This is a genomic window from Paenibacillus haidiansis (assembly GCF_036553665.1).
In the GTDB taxonomy this organism is placed as follows: domain Bacteria; phylum Bacillota; class Bacilli; order Paenibacillales; family Paenibacillaceae; genus Fontibacillus; species Fontibacillus haidiansis.
In genome coordinates this window covers 73,159-95,219 of record NZ_JAZHPZ010000010.1, presented here as the reverse complement: position 1 = coordinate 95,219, position 22,061 = coordinate 73,159, and the positions used below count along the sequence as shown (strand labels likewise).

General features: G+C 43.9%; 19 protein-coding genes. 16 read left to right on the top strand and 3 right to left on the bottom strand.

The features are described from left to right. Positions 1 to 9 precede the first annotated feature (9 nt). Positions 10 to 519: a hypothetical protein gene (locus V3851_RS18365; RefSeq protein WP_331848014.1), complete on the bottom strand. Its 510-nt coding sequence runs from the start codon at positions 517 to 519 to the stop codon at positions 10 to 12. A 247-nt stretch (positions 520 to 766) separates the two neighbouring features. On the opposite strand from V3851_RS18365, the gene V3851_RS18360 reads away from it, so the two are divergent. From V3851_RS18360 to rlmD, 4 genes are all read left to right on the top strand, one after another. Further along, positions 767 to 1,057: a YerC/YecD family TrpR-related protein gene (locus V3851_RS18360; protein ID WP_331848013.1), complete on the top strand. Its 291-nt coding sequence runs from the start codon at positions 767 to 769 to the stop codon at positions 1,055 to 1,057. 1 nt (position 1,058) lies between these two features. Beyond that, positions 1,059 to 1,913, top strand: coding sequence for a sirohydrochlorin chelatase (locus tag V3851_RS18355; RefSeq protein ID WP_331848012.1), 855 nt, complete (start codon positions 1,059 to 1,061; stop codon positions 1,911 to 1,913). 47 nt (positions 1,914 to 1,960) lie between these two features. Continuing rightward, positions 1,961 to 2,851: a diacylglycerol kinase gene (locus V3851_RS18350; protein WP_331848011.1), complete on the top strand. Its 891-nt coding sequence runs from the start codon at positions 1,961 to 1,963 to the stop codon at positions 2,849 to 2,851. A 457-nt stretch (positions 2,852 to 3,308) separates the two neighbouring features. Beyond that, on the top strand, positions 3,309 to 4,925 hold the full coding sequence (gene rlmD, locus V3851_RS18345; protein WP_331848010.1) for a 23S rRNA (uracil(1939)-C(5))-methyltransferase RlmD: 1,617 nt from the start codon (positions 3,309 to 3,311) through the stop codon (positions 4,923 to 4,925). A 169-nt stretch (positions 4,926 to 5,094) separates the two neighbouring features. Here the strand turns inward: rlmD and V3851_RS18340 are convergent, their stop codons facing one another. Further along, positions 5,095 to 6,117, bottom strand: a complete 1,023-nt coding sequence (locus tag V3851_RS18340) for a tyrosine-type recombinase/integrase (protein WP_331848009.1) — start codon at positions 6,115 to 6,117, stop codon at positions 5,095 to 5,097. A gap of 530 nt (positions 6,118 to 6,647) precedes the next feature. Here V3851_RS18340 and V3851_RS18335 point away from each other — a divergent pair. Both V3851_RS18335 and V3851_RS18330 read left to right on the top strand, forming a co-directional pair. Then, positions 6,648 to 7,184: a DUF6932 family protein gene (locus V3851_RS18335; RefSeq protein ID WP_331848008.1), complete on the top strand. Its 537-nt coding sequence runs from the start codon at positions 6,648 to 6,650 to the stop codon at positions 7,182 to 7,184. Then, the gene (locus V3851_RS18330) at positions 7,181 to 8,245 is read left to right on the top strand and encodes a hypothetical protein (protein WP_331848007.1); all 1,065 of its coding nucleotides are present in this window, start codon (positions 7,181 to 7,183) and stop codon (positions 8,243 to 8,245) included. The genes V3851_RS18335 and V3851_RS18330 overlap by 4 nt, the downstream gene beginning before the upstream one ends. 120 nt (positions 8,246 to 8,365) lie before the next feature. On the opposite strand, the gene V3851_RS18325 is transcribed toward V3851_RS18330, so the two are convergent. Beyond that, positions 8,366 to 9,256: a hypothetical protein gene (locus tag V3851_RS18325; RefSeq protein WP_331848006.1), complete on the bottom strand. Its 891-nt coding sequence runs from the start codon at positions 9,254 to 9,256 to the stop codon at positions 8,366 to 8,368. 87 nt (positions 9,257 to 9,343) lie between these two features. On the opposite strand from V3851_RS18325, the gene V3851_RS18320 reads away from it, so the two are divergent. The 10 genes from V3851_RS18320 to V3851_RS18275 all read left to right on the top strand — a co-directional run bounded on the left by V3851_RS18320 (position 9,344) and on the right by V3851_RS18275 (position 22,045). Then, a complete protein-coding gene (locus V3851_RS18320; protein WP_331848005.1) occupies positions 9,344 to 9,502 on the top strand; it encodes a hypothetical protein in 159 nt (52 codons plus the stop codon). Positions 9,503 to 9,751: 249 nt separating this feature from the next. Further along, positions 9,752 to 10,219, top strand: a complete 468-nt coding sequence (locus V3851_RS18315; protein WP_331848004.1) for a hypothetical protein — start codon at positions 9,752 to 9,754, stop codon at positions 10,217 to 10,219. 1,050 nt (positions 10,220 to 11,269) lie between these two features. Then, entirely contained in the window at positions 11,270 to 11,845 is a 576-nt protein-coding gene (locus V3851_RS18310) for a restriction endonuclease subunit S domain-containing protein (protein WP_331848003.1), read from the top strand. Beyond that, positions 11,842 to 15,042: a type I restriction endonuclease subunit R gene (locus V3851_RS18305; protein WP_331848002.1), complete on the top strand. Its 3,201-nt coding sequence runs from the start codon at positions 11,842 to 11,844 to the stop codon at positions 15,040 to 15,042. The genes V3851_RS18310 and V3851_RS18305 overlap by 4 nt, the downstream gene beginning before the upstream one ends. A 136-nt stretch (positions 15,043 to 15,178) precedes the next feature. Beyond that, the gene (locus V3851_RS18300) at positions 15,179 to 16,435 is read left to right on the top strand and encodes a restriction endonuclease subunit S (protein WP_331848001.1); all 1,257 of its coding nucleotides are present in this window, start codon (positions 15,179 to 15,181) and stop codon (positions 16,433 to 16,435) included. 15 nt (positions 16,436 to 16,450) lie between these two features. Further along, positions 16,451 to 16,612, top strand: coding sequence for a hypothetical protein (locus tag V3851_RS18295; RefSeq protein WP_462686688.1), 162 nt, complete (start codon positions 16,451 to 16,453; stop codon positions 16,610 to 16,612). 37 nt (positions 16,613 to 16,649) lie between these two features. Next, a complete protein-coding gene (locus tag V3851_RS18290; protein WP_331848000.1) occupies positions 16,650 to 18,248 on the top strand; it encodes a type I restriction-modification system subunit M in 1,599 nt (532 codons plus the stop codon). A gap of 826 nt (positions 18,249 to 19,074) precedes the next feature. Beyond that, entirely contained in the window at positions 19,075 to 20,073 is a 999-nt protein-coding gene (locus tag V3851_RS18285) for a carbohydrate-binding protein (RefSeq protein WP_331847999.1), read from the top strand. 294 nt (positions 20,074 to 20,367) lie between these two features. Beyond that, on the top strand, positions 20,368 to 21,360 hold the full coding sequence (locus V3851_RS18280; RefSeq protein WP_331847998.1) for a tRNA dihydrouridine synthase: 993 nt from the start codon (positions 20,368 to 20,370) through the stop codon (positions 21,358 to 21,360). 115 nt (positions 21,361 to 21,475) lie between these two features. Continuing rightward, positions 21,476 to 22,045: an SF0329 family protein gene (locus tag V3851_RS18275; RefSeq protein ID WP_331848095.1), complete on the top strand. Its 570-nt coding sequence runs from the start codon at positions 21,476 to 21,478 to the stop codon at positions 22,043 to 22,045. Positions 22,046 to 22,061 lie beyond the last annotated feature (16 nt).

The window sequence follows — 22,061 nt, the reverse complement described above, 5'->3', positions numbered from 1 at the left end:
GCCGATGGATTAGCGGCGGCGTCTGCCTGTCTTCTTGCGGCTGCGCTTGCCCGAAGAGCGATTGCCGCTTTTTTTGCCGCGGGATCTGCGGCGCCGGGGTTTGTATTCGTCGAGGCTTCCTCCGGCGCCCCCGCCCTTCAGCTTAGCGCTTTTGCCTAAGGGAAGTAGCCCGGCGAACATCTTGGCCATCGGGGCGAACTGCTGAACGGTCTGCATCACCTTTTGCACTTTCCCCATGGTGGCGACAATCCCTTCAATGCCGCCCAGCCGCTCGATGATTCCGCCGATGTTGGCCAGGGAGAAGCCGCTCGCCGCTCCCGCCGCCGCCGTTTCCGTGGCCGCAGCCGCACCGGCTGCGGGCAAGGAGCCGCCGGCTGCCGGGGCGTACGGCACGAGCGCCGAGGCCTCGGCCTTGAGCAGCGGATCGACGGCCCCGTAAGGGTCAATCCCGGGATAAAAATTGCTGACCGGATAGGATGGCGGTGTTGCGCTCCGCCGGGGGGGTTGATAATGTGGCATTGTATCACTTTCCTTTTTGTTTTTTTGTCATATGGTGGCTCGGTTAAAACCGCTTTGTGGGCGTTTGTTTACAATACTGTATGTGACCAGGGGCAAAAGCGTATAGACGAATGTCCCGGTTAAATAGGCATTTCCCCGGATTTGGGCACTCTTTCTGTAATGCGTGAAATCGTTAATGCTTGAAAAGGGGGACTCGGCTCGGGTACAATGGGATTGTGGTTAAGTAATGGTAGGGGATGATTATCTAGTGCAGCTTAAGAAGTTGAATGATAAGACGATCGATCAATTATTCGAAGCGATTCTTACCCTGAAAGACATCGAGGAATGCTATATCTTTTTTGACGATTTGTGCACGGTCAATGAAATTCAATCGCTCTCCCAGCGCCTGGAGGTCGCAAGAATGCTGGGCAAGGGCAACACGTATAACCAAATCGAGGCGGAGACCGGGGCCAGCACGGCGACGATTTCCCGGGTCAAGCGCTGCCTGAATTACGGGAACGACGGTTACAAAATGACGCTGGACCGGCTGGGCCGTTAGGATGAATTCTTCTTTATCCGGTCCCAGGGGACAGGGGAAGTCAAGAACGCGGGGTAAGCTGGCGTTCCAAGGCGGGAAACCGTCCAAGCCCGGCGTGCTTGTCATTAGCCACGGGTCTCCCGATCCCCATTGGGTGACTCTGGTTGACGAGGCCGTCGCCGCAGCGGCGGCCGGGCTCCCGGCCGACCTTCCGCTAGCGGCTTCTTTCCTGGAGACGGTGGAAGGCCGGCTTATTCAAGACGGGATCGACCGGCTCGAATCGCAGGGAGTGACCGACCTGATCGTCATCCCTTTATTCGTCTCCTCCGGGAGTACGCATATCGATGAAATCGAATACGCGCTGGGTGTTAAGAACACGCTGGAGAAGGAGACCGATATGGAGCGTCTCCGTATTTCCGCACGCGTGTTTTTTGGTGATCCCATCGACGACGATCCGCTGGTCGCCGAAATGATCTGGGACAAGGTCAAGGACTTGTCCCGCGAGCCGGAGCGGGAGGTGCTGCTCCTGGTCGGCCACGGCAGCATCCACGACGGCTTCCTGCAGCGCTGGGAGCGGGGGATTTCCTCGCTGGCGGCCCGGACGGGCGCGCTCAGCGGATTGGCCCGCGCCGATTATGCGCTGCTCAACCCGGACAGCGTGCGGCGGAAGGTGAGCTACTGGGCCGGAGAGCAGGGCTATGACGTGATTATCGCCCCGCTCTTTCTGAGCGCGGGCTATTTCACCAAAACGGTGATTCCCTCCAGGCTCGCCGGCCTGCCTTTCCGCTATTCGGGCGAAGCCCTGCTTCCCCATCCGCTTCTGGCCCGCTGGATGTCGGGGCAAATATTGAATATAATGGAGACATTGAGCGAATAAATGTTATATCCGAAAGGAATAACCTAAAAATAGGTGGCGTTTTGCGAATGAAGAGAGCTAGGTTAATATATAATCCGACATCGGGACGGGAGGAAATGCGGCGGCTGCTGCCCGACATCCTGGACCGGTTGGACAAAGCGGGAATAGAAACGTCCTGTCATGCCACAACCGGGGAAGGGGACGCCATGCGCGAAGCGGCCGAGGCCTGCGTCCGCGGCTATGACATCATTATCGCGGCCGGAGGAGACGGGACGCTGAACGAGGTCGTCAACGGAATGGCCGGGCAAGCCGCGGCGGAGTATTTGCCTCCGCTCGGGATTTTTCCGCTCGGCACGACCAACGATTTCGCCCGCGCGATGAAGATCCCCAGACGCTGGGAGGAGTACTGCGACCTGGTGATCGAGGATAAAACCCGGCCGATCGATATCGGGAAAGTGAACGGCCGCTATTTTATCAATATCGCCGGCGGCGGCACCTTGACGGAACTGACCTACGAAGTGCCCAGCCGGCTTAAGACAATGATCGGCCAGTTGGCCTATTATATGAAAGGGATCGAGAAGATGGTCAGCCTGTCGCCGACCCATCTCGTCATCGATGCCGAAGGCCAAGAGATGCTGGAGGGCGAGTTCATGATGTTCCTGATCACCAACAGCAACTCGGTCGGCGGCTTCGAGAAGCTGGCCCCCGGCGCGCAAATCGACGACGGGCTGCTCGACGTGCTCGCCGTGAAGAAATGCAATCTGGCGGAGTTCATCCGCCTGGTGACGATGGCGCTGCGCGGCGACCATTTGAACGATCCGCACGTCATTTATTTCAAGACGAAGCGGATGGAAGTCACCTCGCCGGGCAGCGTTCAGCTCAACCTCGACGGCGAGCTAGGCGGCGAGCTGCCGGGCGTGTTCGAGATTCTGCCGCGGCATTTGAAGATTTTCGCGTAAGCGGAAGCGGCGGCTGTTGAGCGTGCCGAGCGATTCGGGCGTCCCAATGACGGGGCGGCCGGACGCCTTGATAAGTGCACGATAGGCCGCCAAATAACTGGATTTCCTACAGTTAATTTTGGACAATCGGCCAATCGGGGATCATTAAATGTAGAACCTACAGCTAATTGATGGGGAAATGCGCAAAAGTCCTTTTTTTTAAGAAAATAGATGTATGTTTTCCAGTTAATTGGTTGGCGGACGATGTTTCTCGGTGAATTAGATGTATGAAATCCAGTTAGTTGAACAGAACATGGCGAGTATATGCGATCCCCTGCCAAGCCGGCGGGGGTTTTGTACGGATAGAAGTTACTTTGCACGGGTGAAGTTGGGCGGTTAAGACGGCGAGTTCCGGTTAAGCTGGGAGTAAAGGCGCTGTAAGGCCGCGGAATCCAGGGATAGAGATGGGGCAGTGGAAATGAGAAAGCAGCTTGGACAAAAAAAGCAGCAGAGCCGACGGGACGCGGGGAAAGTAAAGGCGGGCGAGAATCGGACCGGTTTTAAGGGGAAGGAACGGGAGCCTGGCGGCACGCGGGCTTCGTCGGCACGATCCGGGCGAACTGCCGGTGCTGGCGTGGGCGCGGCGGGTCAAGGAAGACCGGCGGATGAGACGCGGCAGATCGCGGGGCTGCCGGTGGCGAAGAACGACGAGGTCGTAATCGACATCACCGGTATGAACCATGACGGGGAAGGCGTCGGCCGCGCGGACGGCTACACTTTGTTCGTGCAGGGCGCGCTGCCCGGCGAGAAGGTCCGGGTCAAGGTGCTGAAGACAAAGAAGCAGTACGGCTACGCCAAGCTGCTTGACATCCTGGAATCGAGCCCGGAGCGCGTGGCCGCGCCCTGCGGCATTTACGACAAGTGCGGCGGCTGCCAGCTGCAGCACTTGAGCTACGCCGGGCAGCTCGCCTGGAAGCGGCAGCATGTGGTCGATGCGCTGGAGCGCATCGGCAAGCTGCGCGTGGCGGGCGAGGTGCGCGAGGGCGCAGGCGGCGCGGCTGACGCGGGCGGCGTCCTCGTGCTGCCGACGCTGGGCATGGACGAGCCTTGGCGCTACCGCAACAAGGCTCAGGTGCCCGTCGGCGTCACGGACGGCGCGCTGGTCGGCGGGTTTTACGCCCGCGGCAGCCACCGCATCGTCGATATGGAAACGTGCTTGATTCAGCACGAGAATAACGACGATGTCGTCGCTCGCGTCAAGGCGATCGCCCGCCGCCTCGGCATCACCGCCTACAACGAGGAAACCGGCCAGGGACTGCTGCGCCATGTCGTCGTCAAAGTCGGTTTCCGTACCGGCGAGATGATGCTCGTGCTCGTCACGAACGGCGACCGGATTCCGCGCGAGGAAGAATGGATCGCCGCCATCCGCGACGAGATGCCCGCCGTCGTCAGCATCTGCCAAAACGTAAATACCCGGCAGACGAATGTCATCTTCGGCGATGTTACCCGCGTCCTGTGGGGACGCGAGGTGATCCACGATTACATCGGCGATGTGAAGTTTGCGATTTCGGCGCGGTCTTTTTACCAGGTGAATCCGGTGCAGACCGAGCTCTTGTACGGCAAAGCCGTTGAGTATGCCGGATTGACGGGGAAGGAAACCGTCATAGATGCCTATTGCGGCATCGGGACGATCTCGCTGTTCCTGGCGCAGCATGCCGAGCGGGTCTACGGCGTGGAAATAGTCAAAGAAGCGATCGAGGATGCCCGCGCCAACGCCGAACTGAACGGCATGAGCCACGTCAGCTTCGAAGTTGGAGCCTCCGAAGACGTGATCCCGCGCTGGAAAGAGCAGGGCGTCGAAGCCGATGTCATCGTCGTCGATCCACCACGCAAAGGCTGCGACCAGCGCCTGCTGGAGACGATTATCGAGATGAAGCCGGAACGGGTGGTATATGTGAGCTGTAACCCGTCAACGCTGGCAAGGGACCTGCGCGTGTTGGAGGACGGCGGGTACCGGACGGTGGAGGTGCAACCGGTGGATATGTTTCCGCATACGACACATATAGAAAACGTTGCTTTGATTATTTGTAAATGATACAGATTGTAAATCCCTTATATATCAAGGGTTTATAGTGTGATACAGGCATCGGATATTGAATGAAACAGATGTTAAATTTCCATATTGATGTGAAATTGATGTGAAACTGTATGTGAATCTACAATAAATGGTTATAATTCGACACAAAAAAAGACACTCAGCGCAATCAACCGAGTGTCTTTTTGCTATGCTTATCTTCGCGTTTAGAAAACAGGGAATCAAGTTTATCGGCTGCTGCTTGGTCTGCGGATCGGAGCGCATGACCGTATATGTTCATGGTGGTTGTAATGTTTCCGTGTCCCAAACGTTCAGAAATGATCTTTGCATGAACCCCTTGGTTTATTAACAATGTTGCCGATGTATGGCGTAGATCATGAAAACGGATATACCGGAACCCATTCTTCATTATGAACTGTCTAAACCACAGATATGGGCGTTCATGATGAAATGGCGTTCCATCAACGTGTGAGAATACAAAATTCCATTCTCGACCTTCCTGATCCTTTCCGTTCCAAGCATCCCCGAGCTTGTCTCTCTCTTTAACCCTATAGGCGTTATATTCCCGCAATTCTTCAAGTACAGAAACCGGAAGTGCAACCTTACGCTTGGAGTTTTTTGTTTTCGGTTCTTTAACAATGATCTCACCTTTGAGGGCTTGAACCAGTGTTTGGGTAACATCTATAACTCCGGCTTTCCAGTTGACATGCTTCCATTCAAGGCCTAACAATTCACCACGTCTCATTCCAGTTGTCAGAGCTAATGTGATCATCATACACCAGTGAAACGGTTCCCTTTCAAGTGCCTGGAGAAGTTGGGAGACTTCATTTTCATCATATGGAATTATTTCTTTGCTTATTACTTTGGGTTTATGAACAGAAGCGACAGGATTGCTTTTAATAATCTTCAATTCAACAGCACGTGAAAAAATATTCTTTAGTACTCTGTGATTCATTTGAACAGTTCCAGAGGATAGACTACCGCTTTTGTTGTCTCCACGACTTCCGTCCTGGGCGAGGGATTCAAGGAAGTCCACAATATGGATCGGTTTTATATCCTCAAACTTCATATGTCCAAAAGTTGGGATGATCCGCTTTTTTAAATGCGATTCATAGGTGTAGCGTGTTTTATGTTCAAGGTGCTTTGATGCGTACTTAGTACGCCATTCCTCAATAAAGGCGCTGAATGTCATTCGTTGTGGTGTAATGTACTCACCGGCTTCAACTTCTTAACGGAATTTGGAATATTCATCATCTAAATAGTTTTGCAGGTTCATTGTAATTGTTTAACAATGCTTCATCAGTGACCGTGATCGTCTTAGTTTTACGTCCATACTTTCCGTTCGGCCCTCTACCGTGTACACAGTAAAGAACCATGAATTTTCACCACGCTTTTGGATATTCGCCATTTCATTCACTTCTTTACTTTGATATATGTATACGAAACTAACAAATTTACGAAATTCCAATTAAAGTCCTTATATATCAAGGCTTTTCAGTGTTTGTGTTGTTACGAAATAAATCCGAATCAAATGACGAATTAATTAGACTTGCTTTGATAGATAAGGTTGTTTTCATACGTCTATTCTAAGGGGTGCACTTCATATTGTGGGCAACGGGGTTTTTTATTTGTGTTGACATCCTTCTTGAACTATTGGAAAATTCTGAATAGGAGAATATTCCTATTTATAACGACAATAAATTAAAGAAGGGCTTGTTATATTTGAGAAATATTCCTGAGTTTTTCGATAATTATCATTTACCAGATGGAGTTTATGAGTGTACAATAGAGGAAATAGAACATAGGTTCTTATTTTCGAAAAAAAGAGTTTATGTTTGGGGGCTATTTAAAAAGCTTCTAGACAGACTCATTAGTTTAGGGTTAAAGCCTAAAACGATTTTAATTGATGGAAGCTTTGTAACAGCAAGGGAAGAACCTGGAGATGTTGATTTTGCAGCCTTAATTCCTCCAGAAACTGTAATTACAGCCTTGGCAGATATTAAAGATGATCACGATAAACAAGGGATTTATCTTTTTGCAAATCCCAATAACGCCGACGCTATTCGTTCGTTATTTGGATCTCATTTTTTAATTGCTGAGAACGAAGAGTATTTAAATGCATGGGCTAATTTTTTTCAAAAAGGCGGTAATCATGGGAGACTCAGAGATCGAGACCCCGAAAGAGATCCTGAATGGGTAATAATTCCCCGTAGCAAGGGTATCCTAAAGGTACATCTGGATGGAGGTGATTTTAAATGACCGCAAGTTCCTTATCAGAAATTATGGAGGATTTGAAGTTTGCGAAGGCTAATTTAGAAAGAATTAGGACGACATATGGTAATAATGCTGACCTTTTAAACTTTTATGAGCCGTCTGCAAAGTATCTTGTCGAGTCGTTAGAGTCACAAATCGCTGCTTTATTGCACAAGGAAGTTGCTTGTAATTTCATTCCATCTGACAAAAGTGCCGATCTTTGGATTCGTATTGACGGGGAACAATTTCATAATGGCAAAGGCCCGATTGGCTTAGTAGGGAGTTTCTTAAATAAATTGAATAATGCCAGCAAACATGCAGTGGAATTAATTGCAAAGTCAAAACAAATTGATTTGAAATCTGATTTTATGGATTTTTCGGGGAGCTTCGACTTGGCATCCACTGCTCAAGGAAGCCTCAAGCTTGGATTAAAAAAGCCCGATATTATTGTGAGAGAAGAAAGTCAACAAATTGATTTGTTCACTTTCGATAAGGATCCTTGGGATGAATTAAAAGCTTCAGGAGTGCAAAATGAAATTGTAGTTGAGTCAATGAATTTACTTCTTTCGGCCATTGCTTCAGCGGAAAATGAAGAAATATTCGAAGAGTTGACTAAAGAATACAATGAAAAAGAGGTATTGAAAATAATTCATTATGCAAAACAGGTCGTTCCCAGTGCGCAATCCAATATTGACACTATATCTTTTGAAATAGAAAATCTAAATGTTAAACAAAGAAGGATTGATACTACTAAAGAAACCAGGAAATTACTAACCAAACAAGCCAGAAGACTTATCCCAAATAAGGAGTTCATTACTGGTAAGGGGAAAGTTAGAGGGATTGATCTTGATGATAAGAGCCTTATTGTAAGACCATTAGAATATGATGATATTAAACATGATGAAATAAGATGTTACTTTGTTAATCCTTTAGAAGAAAATGAATTAGAAGATTATCTTGATAAGAATGTAGAATTAAGCGGGTTCATTGTTTTTTCAAGTAACAACAGGTTGCTACGTTTGGAAATAGAGGACATTAAATTCGAACTTGAATTTGACAAAAGTTAAATAATGGTTTGAATTTAATCTTTATTGAAACATTAAGTTCAGCCCACTAACCTATAAGAACTCTTGCTAAAAGTTCATATGGTTGGTGGGCTTTGTTTGTATTTTGCGAGGATAGGTAAACTATATATTTTCAGAGCCCCATCTGTTGATAGACTCTTCTTTAAGCTTGTTATAATAGTCTTTAGTATAATTAAATAACCTTACAAAATGCCTAGTATCATAATCTGTTAGATGTTCATTAACATATGTAACTAAGCCAGTCATTACAAAACTAATCGAGTTCTCTAAGGAAAAACATATTAATTTCACAGCGGCATCAGATGCTTCTGGGCCAGGTTCTCCATATATAGTTCCGTGCTCATAAACGAAACCATGTTCTTTTTGGATTAATGGGTTACTGTGTTTTGCCATACATAATATTTGATACTTCTTATACTCTGTATTTCCAAGTTCTTTATAGTCAATGTCTATGCCACTGATTCTGGTTTGCTTTCTAATAGCATTTTTTGTTAGTGATTTTATCCCATGAATAATGGAATTAATCGATTCTCTATCTGTGTGATTGATCCACTTTCTTGATTTTTGATCATCATCTCCTAAATACCCAAGGATAAAAGAAGATTCATATAATGATGATGCAATTGTAGCCGACTGAATTGCATATCCTTTTGAAGCTATGATTTGTAATACCCGTAAGTCATTCATCATTTTAATCAAAAATGAATTAGAAACCAAAAATGAATCCCTAAGTGTAGCATGATCCAGGGCAGGTGGAAGCTCAAGAGCATGACCTGCAACATTTATTGCTAGCGATAATCCATGTAAGTAAGGGCCGATCTTTGGTGCAAGAATCTTTGCGGCCAAATACTCACCTTCGTCAATAGTTGGTAGTTGTGGTTGTCTATTAAATTTCGATAAATTCCTAACCTTTCGAATCTGAGAGTTCATATTGTGTTTATTACTTGCTACCTTGTTTTTATGTCTGTGTCGGGTTCTGATGTTATTTCTCAATTTTCATCCTCCTTCTGAAAATAATATATCATATCCATAAAGGTTTCGAAGGTAAGTTATGGAATATACTCAAAAGGAGGGATTGTTATGGAACACCGATCTGGTCAAAGCTATAAAGAACATATACAGATTTATTCTAATATGAGGAAAGCCGAGTTTGAAGATTATTGTTCAAAGTTATTAGTGCCTGAAACGCTTAATAAACCTTATGCTTTTGTAAAAAAAACTGTTAGATATAAAAACTAAGGGAAAGCCGTTTGATAGTTGGTATTTGAAGGTATCCCACGAACAATTTAAAAGAGCAATAACGTTGTTAGACACTGTTTTGAAAGCCGTAGAAAAGTGGAACGTTCCACTGATTGTTACGAAGGAAAGGGATATCCTATTACGTTTTGGGAGAGAACAAATAGGTATTAGAATCAAAGAAATAAGGACAAAAAATAAATCAAAAAATCCCTTGCCATACGGAGATTTACCGGAAAGTTAGCACTTACTTTGAGAGAAGGATATTATACCCAAAAAATATGGAGTGATTCACCGTCGAAGAATGTGGAAGATTATATAGGTGAGATTATAAAGGCTATATTTGCTAAAGCTGAAGAGAAGGCGAGATTGAGGGAGCAGCGAGAAGCTGAAAAAATTAAGAGAGAGATAGAGAGAGAAGAAAAATATAAAGCTCAGCTTCTAAAAGAAAAAGAGCTTTCAAAAGTTGAGGAGTTAATAAAAGCGGCACAAGATTACAAAAAGGCTAAAGTCATAAGAGAGTTTGTAAATGACCTATCACTGCAATCTAACATAGCCTATGATGATGAGAAATCCTTAAATTTAAAAAACTATATACAGTGGGCAAGTCATAAGGCAGACTGGTTAGATCCTTTGATCCGAAAGGAGGATGAATTACTTGGCAAAAGGCATGGAAAGTGGATAGATGGAATCCTATATAGATATGGAGGATACTACTGAAAAATATTTGATGTGAAATTGATGTGAAACTCGATGTTAATGGATCGATTAGATTTAACAGTAGTGGACGATAAATGCTCTAGGGAAAACCTTTAATGGCGGGTTTTTTTGATACTATAACAGAATGTATTATAAAGGGATCGTTGCCCGCATACGGTACATGTGGAGTGTGTAGCGTCCTTGATTTGTAAGGGATTTTGAATGATGGTTGAAGTTATTGGAGGACGAATTGGGGACGAGAGTTTAGTTACTCTCGTCCCCTATTGTTGTTATTCATTGCGTGACTAGTTGAAAGCAATGTCTTAAAGCATAACCACAACGATATTGAGGCGTATAACACGATTATGGATTTGAATAGTATTCAGACAATTAACTGTAAAGACAGCATCTCCCTCGAGTATCAATACTTTGTGGACAACCTAGATCCGAGAAAGATAGATTTCGATATAGTATGCCATGCTATTTTGTTTGTCAGCATTGATCTTGCTTCTGATGAAGATGAGCAACAGATTTTTGAATGTAACGTGCCTAATATATCAGTGACGGAACGATCTGTATAATTACCTAGAATCATATATAATGCGACGCCTAGTAACGAGGGAGACTACGAAAAATTATAACCAGCTATTCTCTGACCGCGAAATACTGAATCGTGTATTCTCAAAAAAGGTGATAAAGGCGGACTAAGAAAATATACAGAAGGAATCTAAACCTTCACCACTTATCTTGAAGCAGATGCGGGGGATAAAAATGCAATTTAGAATAGAGCAACTTACCTAACGAATCAAGCATTTGAAACATGGGGCATTTAGATTCAGGTTAAGCAAGGGTAGGGAAAGGGAAATCAGCTCCCTCGAAGGTCATATGTAGCCAGGAAAAAGTTGTTTGCTCCTTACGGGGTAGGCAACTTTTTTATATATAGAATTGAGTATCTCCATTAAATAAAACGTAATTTTAAAAAATTAAAAAAACACACTTGCCTTTTCGGTTTCAAAAATATAGAATGGAAACATCAAGAAATAAATTAATTTTAGAAAGGCACAAATTCATATGAAACGATTAGAGGATTTGGTTGAGTTTGTGAGTGGTTCGCCGCAATTCAGGATTAAAGAAGCATTTGAGGATACAGCGCCGGTTTACTCCTATTACGGACAGCCCGATCTTGAAGCGGACTTGGCTGGTATGGATTCTAAGGACAATGACGGCAAACAAGTGCGAACCTTTGATAAGGTTAATACGCTATCTCAAGGTGATGTTATTTTCAGTTTGATATCGGGGAAATCTGCGATCGTTAATGTGAAACATCAGGGGTATCTATACACGCAAAACTACGTCAAGTTAGTGGCTGGAATCAAAGTTGATTCAAAATATCTTGTTTTCTTGCTTAATGAGGATCCATTGATCAAGAAGCAGTTTCAAACGGGATTGCAGGGTTCACAAGTTCTAAAGTACACGCTAAAACAAGTGAAAGAACTAGAGTTGCCCGATTTGCCAACTATAGACAAACAACGGATGCTCGGGGAGCTTTATTTTAACCAATTACGGTTGGAGGCATTAAGAAATAGAGTGGCAAGTTCAGAAACGATTATAGTTCTGGAGAAGCTAAGGAGGGTAAGCACAAAATGACCGAGAATCAATTCGAAACAGAATTAATTCAATACCTTACGAGTGGCACTATCACAAAACAAGAACAGCTTGAAGGTCTTGTTGTCAAAGAATCGAATTTGGATTATGTAGTGAAAACCAAGCTCTGGAAATATGAACCGCATATTAAGACTACGGAACAGCTCTGGGATAACTTCAAGGCAATTCTGGAACAACACAATCAGAACACACTTGAACATCCTTTAAGTGTTGTGGAATTCAACCAGGTTAAGAAGATTATCTCTGACCTAAAAACCCCTTACGAAGCGGGGCAATTCTTGTATGGTTTAAATGGCGTGTCACAAATTGAGATTGACTTAGACGATGGCCGACATGTATTCCTTACTGTTTTTGATCAAAAACAAATTGGTGCTGGAGATACCGTTTATCAAGTGGTCAATCAAATTAAACGGCCAGCAGTGATCACCGGGAAAAAAGATTGTCGGTTTGACACAACTCTTTTGATTAACGGTCTGCCAATTATTCAAATTGAAGAAAAACGTGATACCCGTAATGTTGATGAAGCCCTCAATCAGATGCGTCAATATGCGGACGAACATCAGTACCGTGATATTTTCTCTACCTTACAGATTTTAGTGGCTATCACACCAAACAATGTGAAGTATATGGCAAATACGACTTCCGATAAATTTAATAAGGATTTCGCGTTCAACTGGCAGCGCAAAAGTGACAATACCATTGTGCGCAACTGGAAGGAATTTGCGGATTCCATGCTTTCCATCCCCATGGCGCATCAAATGGCTACCAACTATATGATTTTGGACGGAACAAGAAATAAAAACACGTTGAAAGTAATGCGTCCTTATCAGGTGTATGCGACACAAAACGTGATCGAGAGATTGAAACGTGTCGATTTTGAATTCGGCATAAATAAAATCGGCTACATATGGCACACAACCGGATCAGGTAAGACGATTACAAGTTTCAAGACGGCCTGGCTTGCAAGCCGTATGCCTAAAGTGGATAAGGTTGTCTTTGTTGTGGATCGAATTGCCTTGACCAAACAAACCAATGAAAATTATCAAGCCTATGACCCGGATGCGACAGAAGACACATTTGGCAGTGTTCAAGACACCAATAACACAAGCGATTTGAGTCGTAAGCTAAAAAGTAAAGACAACAGCATCATTGTGACTTCCGTTCAAAAACTGGATACGTTAGTGAAACGCAAATCTTTTCAAGCTCCAGACAAGAATATCGTGTTTATCGTGGATGAAGCACATCGTTCCACGGGCGGCGACTCTTTCAAAAATATTCAGAAAGCCTTTAAGAGATCGGCCTGGGTTGGTTATACCGGGACGCCAATGTTTGATGAGACAACGACCGGACTTCGAACGGAAGATATTTTTGGCCCGTTATTACATGCATATACCATTCGTGAGGCGATTGCGGACCGGAATGTGTTAGGCTTCAAAGTTGATTTTGAGACAACGATTGACGAACAACAGATGAAGGAAGTTTATCTTCCTGCGTTCTATCGTGAACGTTATCCTAAATGGACGGATGAACAAATTCAACAGAAAATAGGAAATCTCTCCCAGGAAGATATGGATGATGCGGTTGAACCCAGCTTCTACGATGAGAATCCGGATCATGTCAAACTGGTCGTGGAGGATATTTTCAAACATTGGCGCAACCGTTCTAATGAAGGTAAATATAATGCTTTGTTTACGACGCACGTGGGCGGCGGTAAAGCAAGTACGCCAATGGCGATGATGTATTTTAATGAGTTTCAACGTGTCAACGAAGAAAATAAGAAGAACGGCGGACAGACTCTAAAAGTGGCCGTGACATTCAGTCAAAATTCATCGAATAATGATAGCATGCTTGCTACAAATCAAGGTTTGTATGAGGCCATCCAAGCTTATAATGCTGAATTTGGTAAAGCTTTCGGGATGGATGATGTTTCTGGCTATACGCAAGATGTGACTTCACGCTTGAATAAATCTGCTTCCGATGGTAAGTTCCTCGATTTAGTGATCGTGGTGGATCAATTATTAACAGGATTTGATGCGCCTGAGCTGAACACACTTTATGTGGATCGAACCTTGAAGGGTGCCTTGTTAATCCAGGCTTATTCACGAACGAACCGAATTGCGGATATGCAAGAAAAACCTTGGGGACGTATAGTCAATTACCGCTGGCCGGCGCACAACGAGAAATTGATGAATAAAGCGCTTGCTGTGTATGCCAATAAAGATTCTGCCGTTTTGTCTAGTGATGAACAACGTGATTCTAATGAAAAAGACGGGATCATTGCCAAACCGTTTGAAGATGTGTTTAACGAAGTGAAACAAATTGTTGAAAAATTAAGCAGCATGACGGTGGAGTTCCAACAGTTACCGCCTTCTGAGAAACAGAAGGAGGATATGCTTGATCTGCTTCGTGAATACAACAGGGGCATGGCCAAATTAAAGCAATATGATCCTGAAGAAGTGGATGGCGAAAAAGTTGGATTTAACTATGACAATCCAGATGAGTTGCTAGAGAAGTTAGGGATGACTTCCGAGCAAGAAGTGATGTTGACCACCGTCTTAACCAATGAACTAAAGTCACATATTGCTAAAGAGAAGAAGATTCCTCTTTACCAAATCGAACTGCGGATGACCCACGTGAAGGATGTTAAAGTGGACTATGATTATCTTACGGAACTCGTAGAACAATTATTGAACCAGGTTCATGAAGGTAAGAAGGAAGAAGCCAAAGAAACGCAGGAGAAAATCAACCAATTTGCGAATGGATTGGATGACCGCAACTATGCGGCCAAGATTATGAATGCAGCGGACGCAATTATCAAAGGTCATTTTCCACCTGCAGGCTCTGACTTCAAGTATCCTGCAAGGCTAAACGACAGTGAACAGATCATCCAGCAAGCGAACAATATTAGCTTGGATCGCATGTTCCTTGACTTCCGCGTGAAGTGGGGGATCACGGAAATTATTACAAGTGCCGGGATGCGTGAGTTGTTCAGCCGCCATCGCTATGGCATGCAAGATTTGGATGATACCGGTCAAATCCGTGACATCATCGCTCAAGCCAGTTCTAACTACATGACACTTGCGCTTGACGAAGGAGTGCAATCCTTGCCTAAAATGAAGTATCGAAACGGTTTGCGCGATGCAATTTACAAACTGGCGGATGAATTGGCGGAGAGGTAACGGTCAAGGCCGGGATGGGGTTATTTCAATTAGGAAACTACCAATCTAACCATTGATAAGTAGTTAGTGCAGAAAATGCATTTAACACAAGGAAAACATAAAAAAAGTAAATTAAGGGCATACAAGGAGAGCAGAAATGAGCGATATGAAAGAAAATGTACCTAAAATAAGATTTCCTGGGTTCACTGTTCCTTGGGAACAACGTAAGGCTAAAGATTTATTTACTCCGATAGTTGAAAAAGGACATGAAAAACTACCGGTTTTATCCGTGACCCAAGAGTTTGGTGTAGTTTATAGAGATGAAGTTGGAATTGATATTAAATATGATGCTTCTACATTAAGAGATTATAAGGTTATACACCCTGGTGATTTCGTAATTAGTTTACGTTCGTTTCAAGGAGGATTTGAACTATCTGATAAGTTAGGCATTACTAGTCCTGCTTATACTATTTTCAAGCCTAAAGAAACTAACGAACATGATAATTTATTTTGGAAAACTCTTTTTAAAACATTCAAATTTATTGAATCGCTTAAGACTGTTACATTTGGTATCAGGGATGGAAAATCAATTAGTTTTTCTGAGTTTGGAGATCTAACATTACATTTTCCATCAAATAAAGACGAACAAGCTAAGATAGGTAGTTGTTTTAGAAATCTTGACAGCCTCATCACCCTTCATCAGCGTAAGCTAAATAACGTGAAAAACATGAAGGCTGGCTTGCTCCGAAAAATGTTTCCAAAAGATGGCGAAGATTTTCCTGAAGTTCGTTTCCCTGGATTTACTGACGCTTGGGAACAGCGTAAGTTTAATTCGGTGTTCGACCCGATACCGAACAACACTCTTTCAAGAGCAGATTTGAACTATGACGACGGCAAAATAAAGAGTGTCCATTACGGTGATATTCTCATTAAATATGGTGCCGTTACTGATTGCGGCAAAGATGTGATTCCGTTCATAACAGGAGCCGAGGTTTCCGATTATCAGGGCCAACTTCTCCAAGACGGTGATGTGCTGATTGCCGATGCCGCCGAGGATGAAACGGTTGGCAAAGCTACTGAAATAGCAGGAATTACAGGCATTCCTGTGGTATCAGGATTACACACTATAGCTTGCAGACCGAAGGTAAAAATGCAGCCCAATTATCTTGGATATTATATGAACTCACCATCATATCATCAACAATTACTACCGCTCATGCAGGGAATCAAAGTTCTCTCGATAAGCCGGACGAATCTTGCCAAAACAATCATATGCTATCCGACTTCGGCGCAGGAACAGTCGCAAATCGGAAAGGTGTTCGCCGATATTGATCAACTCATCACCCTTCATCAGCGTAAGCTGGAACACTTGCAAGAACAGAAGAAAGCACTGTTACAACAAATGTTTGTTTGACGGGAGGATTAAGTTATGGCTTTAAAAAACAAGTTAGGGATTACCGATTCTTTGAAGCAAGCAGCGCTTACAGATAAGATCAATGACCGTGAACTTTATATGAAAGGCATCGACGCAAGCTTTCATTATGAGGGGTACAACTTATATAAAACGGAAAACCTCAAAAACGAGCAGTAAATGTGACGATTGTATATCTAGGGGGATAACAAACATTATGAGCAATAAACTACAAACCATTACAACAAAACTGTGGGCGATGGCAAACGAGCTTCGTGGAAGCATGGATGCTGCAGAATACAAGAACTACATTTTAGCCTTTATGTTCTATCGTTATCTTTCCGAGCATCAGGAACGATATTTAGTTGAAAATAATATTCTTGATGTTGCCGAAGGCGAGTCGATCAATCAGGCCTATTTAGATCAAGCGAAGGGTGACGATTTGAAGGACTACTTGGAGGATATATCCTCAAGTTTAGGTTATGCCATTGCGCCGCTTGATACATGGGCATCCTTAGTTGACAAAATTGATAACAGTATGGTGATCCCAAGTGATTATCAAACGATGTTTGACAACTTCAATAAGAACGCTGAATTAAACAAAGAAGCCGTAAATGATTTTCGTGGCGTGTTTAACGATATCAACCTTGGAGACTCTCGTCTTGGTTCTTCGACAAATGAACGTGCGAAATCACTGAACCGGATCGTAAAGCTGGTTGATGGTATTGATTACAAAGGTGAAGATGGCCAAGATATTCTTGGCGCGATCTATGAATATCTAATTGGTCAATTTGCAGCAAGCGCAGGTAAAAAAGGTGGAGAGTTTTACACACCTCATGAGGTTTCTAAAATTCTGGCTAAAATAGTCACGGATGGTGTGGAAGAATCGGACAAGACTTTTGCAGTGTATGACCCGACTTGTGGATCTGGATCCTTGCTGTTAACCGTTCAAGGGGAGCTGCCTGGTGGAGATAAGCCAGGGGCGATTAAATTCTTTGGTCAAGAAAAGAATACGACAACCTACAACTTGGCTCGCATGAATCTGATGATGCATGGCGTTTCATTTAACAACATGACGCTGTCTAATGCGGACACGCTTGAAAGCGATTGGCCTGACGGACCGGATGAAAAAGGAATCGACCACCCGCGCTCTTTTGACGCTGTGGTTGCCAATCCTCCTTATTCTGCTCATTGGGACAATAGCGAAACTAAATTGAAAGACCCGCGTTTTAGTGAATACGGTAAACTCGCTCCTAAAACCAAGGCAGATTATGCCTTCATTTTACACAGCTTGTATCATCTAAATGATACGGGAACCATGGCGATTGTATTACCGCATGGTGTCTTGTTCCGTGGTGCAGCAGAAGGCGCAATTCGCCAAACCATCATTGAGAAGAACTACCTCGATACAGTTATAGGGCTACCTGCTAACTTGTTTTACGGCGTAAGCATCCCGACTACGATTCTAGTATTCAAGAAAAATCGTAAAACAAAAGACATTTTGTTTATCGATGCAAGTAAAGAATTTGAAAAAGGCAAGAATCAAAACAAACTTACGGATAACAACATCAACAAGATTATTGAAACGTACCGAAATCGTGTAGATGTAGATAAATACGCTCATGTGGCATCACTAGAAGAAATCAAAGAAAACGAGTTTAACTTAAATATCCCTCGCTACGTGGATACGTCTGAAGAAGAGCAAACCATCGACCTGGATGAAGTGATTAAGCTATTAGAGCAGGACAAACAAGAAATCGCTGATCTTGAGGTTAAAATCAATGAACAATTGAAAATCTTGGGTATAAATGTGTAAGAGCTGACGATTAAGGGTCAAGGATATTATTCCTTGACTCTTTTTTTAGGCTTTCGCGTGGGAACAGCATGAGTTAAGTGTGCTCGCCAAATACTAAAGGAAGCGGATATACAAAACACGACTTAAGGGAAGTTGGCTCGCCTATTATTTTGTACGGGCGCCTATATACTGATTACGAAATTTTGATAGAAATGTAAATCCTTTTGTAGATAGGAAGAAGAACTCCGTAATTAGCTTCGTAGGTGAGGTAATAGTACCATCTTCTGGTGAATCTGCGGAAGCATCTCAAGAGCTTTAGCGGTTGGGAAACTAGGAATAATACTAGGTGGAGACCTAAATGTTATTAAACCTAACGGGCAAATTGATCCTGTTTTCTTAGCTCTAGCAATTTCAAATGATTTTGAGGTGGGAATATAGATGACATTCCGTAAAAGCTAATCATACGTTTCTAAATGAGTACGGTCATCATTTGTTGATATAAACGATACAAAATCGAGAGACTAAGTTTTTCAGGTTGACTTTATTGACCTGTAGACTTAGCCTCTTTAATTTTACGATTGATTTGTTATATATCGAGTTGAAGTCGGGATTTCTGTGCACTTCAAGGTTTAAACCAATCAATGTATCCCATCGTAATTATTTTCATGTGGCTGCTTGTCAGAATTGTAATAATTTTCTTGATGGCTCATAATTATGGAACTAACTTAAAGAATTGTTAAAACATGCTTCAGGCTATTGCTTACTTTGATGCATTGAAATAGTACGGTTAAACCTGTGGCTCGCCTCATAGGCGAACCACAGATAAAAAAATAAAAGGAGGTTTGAAATGACGAATAAAAAGTCTTCTTTTAAAGCCCTATCACTTTTGGTAGTTTTGGCAGTATTCCTATCCATATTCAGTGTAGTCTTACCGGTGAGTGCAGCCGATAGAGGAGCATGGGCTCCGAATACGGCATATGCAGTAAATGATACGGTAACATATAATGGAAGTACTTATACTTGTCGTCAGGCGCATACTTCCCTCGTAGGTTGGGAGCCATCCAATGTTCCTGCTTTATGGGAGAAAGGCGGCGGCGGAACTACACCGCCGATAACAGACGGAGTGACATTCTATGCAGATATAAACTATGGTGGAACAGCCATAACCCTTGGAGTAGGCAATTATACTCTTTCTCAGTTGAACGCCAAAGGAATTCCGAATGACTGGATGTCCTCGCTCAAGGTTCCCAGCGGTTGGACTGTTGAGGTATATGAGAATGATAATTTTGGAGGAACCAAATGGACCTATACTTCGAGTTCTTCCTGGGTTGGCAACACGGTCAATGATAAAATGTCGTCGGTTAAGATTTATATTGGTTCGCCGACGCCTTCAGTAACAAAGCCTTCCGAAGTTCCAAGCAACATATGGACATATACCGTAAATGCGGACAATAAATTCGGGAAAGGCGGGGATTTTGCTTTATTGCTATGTGCTGTTATCAAAAAGGAAAGCAGCTTTGGAGCAGGCTTGCCAGGCAGTCCATCGGCCGGCGACGGATTGATGCAGGTAGAGCCGAACACGCGTAATGCCTATTTATCACAATTCAGCTCAACGTTTGGCTATGCTTATAATCACGGCAGTGAACAAGATCAGGTATACTTGGGCGCACTGATTTTAAATGAAAAGATTATCAAATTCGGCAATATATATAACGGCTTATTGCACTATAACGGAGGAGATTACTGGTATCCGGGAGCTACGGATTCTTATGGCCGTCCTATTTTGGCAGATCAATATGCAAATGAAGTTTATGCCACATATAAGGGCTATGGCGGTAAGAACTAAGACGTTATATTGGTTCCGGATTTCTACCTCATAAGAACTTGTTAATATCATGAATTATCTGCTGAAACGTTAAGAAGTTTATAATGGAACAGAAGACAGCGGGAAACTCCTGCGTGTCTTCTGTTTTATGCTTAAAAAAAGGGCGTCCCTTTTTTTGAAGTTATTGGGTAGGTGTACTTCTCCTGGAGCTATGATATACTCGTTTAGATGTCTACCCTTAATAAGGCATAGACAGGTTGATTTTACTACTTCGGGATAAAGAACTGTCCTGGTATTTATAGAGAGGTTTTTGATATGACAGATAATTTTTGGCGTGATTTACCACGGCCCTTTTTTATACTGGCGCCCATGGAAGATGTGACGGATGTTGTTTTTCGCCATGTTGTAAGTGAAGCGGCCAGACCGGATGTGTTTTTTACGGAGTTTACGAATACAGAGAGCTATTGCCACCCGGAGGGCAACCATAGTGTGCGCGGGCGGTTGACTTTTACAGAGGATGAACAGCCCATGGTAGCGCATATCTGGGGGGACAAGCCGGAATACTTCCGTCAAATGAGCATCGGTTTAGCGAAAGAAGGATTCAAAGGCATCGATATTAATATGGGGTGTCCTGTAGCGAATGTAGCGGAGAATGGGAAGGGGAGCGGCCTGATCTGTCGTCCTGAAATCGCAGCGGATCTCATCCAGGCTGCCAAAGCCGGGGGACTGCCCGTCAGTGTTAAAACAAGACTCGGTTTTAGTGACGTAGATGAATGGCGCGGCTGGTTAACCCATATTTTGAAGCAAGACATTGTTAATTTGTCTATTCATTTGCGCACAAGAGAGGAAATGAGCAAGGTGGATGCTCACTGGGAACTGATTCCGGAGATCAAGAAGCTTCGTGATGAGGTGGCGCCGGATACCCTTTTGACGATTAACGGGGATATTCCCGACCGTCAGACCGGCCTAAAGCTCGCTGAGCAATACGGTGTGGATGGGATTATGATCGGGCGCGGTATTTTTCATAATCCGTTTGCTTTTGAGAAGGAGCCGAAAGAGCATAGCAGCGAGGAATTGCTTGATTTGCTGCGGCTGCATCTGGATCTTCATGACCACTATTCAGCACTGGGGCCGCCGCGTTCGTTCAGCCCTCTACCCCGATTCTTTAAAATTTATGTCCGCGGATTTCGAGGAGCCAGTGAGTTAAGAAATACCTTAATGAACGCAAAGTCAACAAATGAAGTGCGTGCGCTGCTGGATGAATTTGCAAGCAAGCAGCAGGATGGGGCAGAGGAACACGGGGATTAAGCCGTCAAGTTAAAATAGAAAAAGACATGAAAAGACGGAGGATCGGATGAATGGAGATGGGACAAACCCGGAGCCAGCAAGCCTTTCCTCTGTTTTTTATATGGAGGGGGATACCATGTCTTGGAGTAAATTGAAGCAACAACTGGATGGCTTTCTCAGTCCTGCGTTAATTGGAAGAGTAGAATACCGCGCGCCAGGGTACCGTTATCTGCCTGATAAATCAGGGATTTGTTATATTTCGATAGATAAAAAGAACGTACTCAATATGAGTGATAAAACGAACCCGATCCGATGGTATCAAACGGAGCTTGAAATCAAGAATGATCCGGATATTCAAATTCCCATCACCAATGACGACATTGAAGCTGTCAGAAAAGATACAAAGGGACCGGTGCCGGAGGATCGTTTAATAGTAATAGCCAGAAGCAGAAAAATTACAGAACATGCAAAAGAGCTTTTGTCAGCACAGGCTTCATTAAGTAAATCAAATTTTATCGCTCTAGCTAATAAGTATTTATCTACTTCAATTGAGGAAAGCATAGAGAGTAATGATATCTTATTGAATGTTCTAGCTTTGGTTGACAGAAGGGTTGGGAAAAAGCGGATCTTAAACCTGTCCGAGAAGATAAAGTTAAAGCATCCGATTGTGCAGTATTTTTATGAATTGCGGCGTAATACATTGTGATGTGTGATACCCGAGA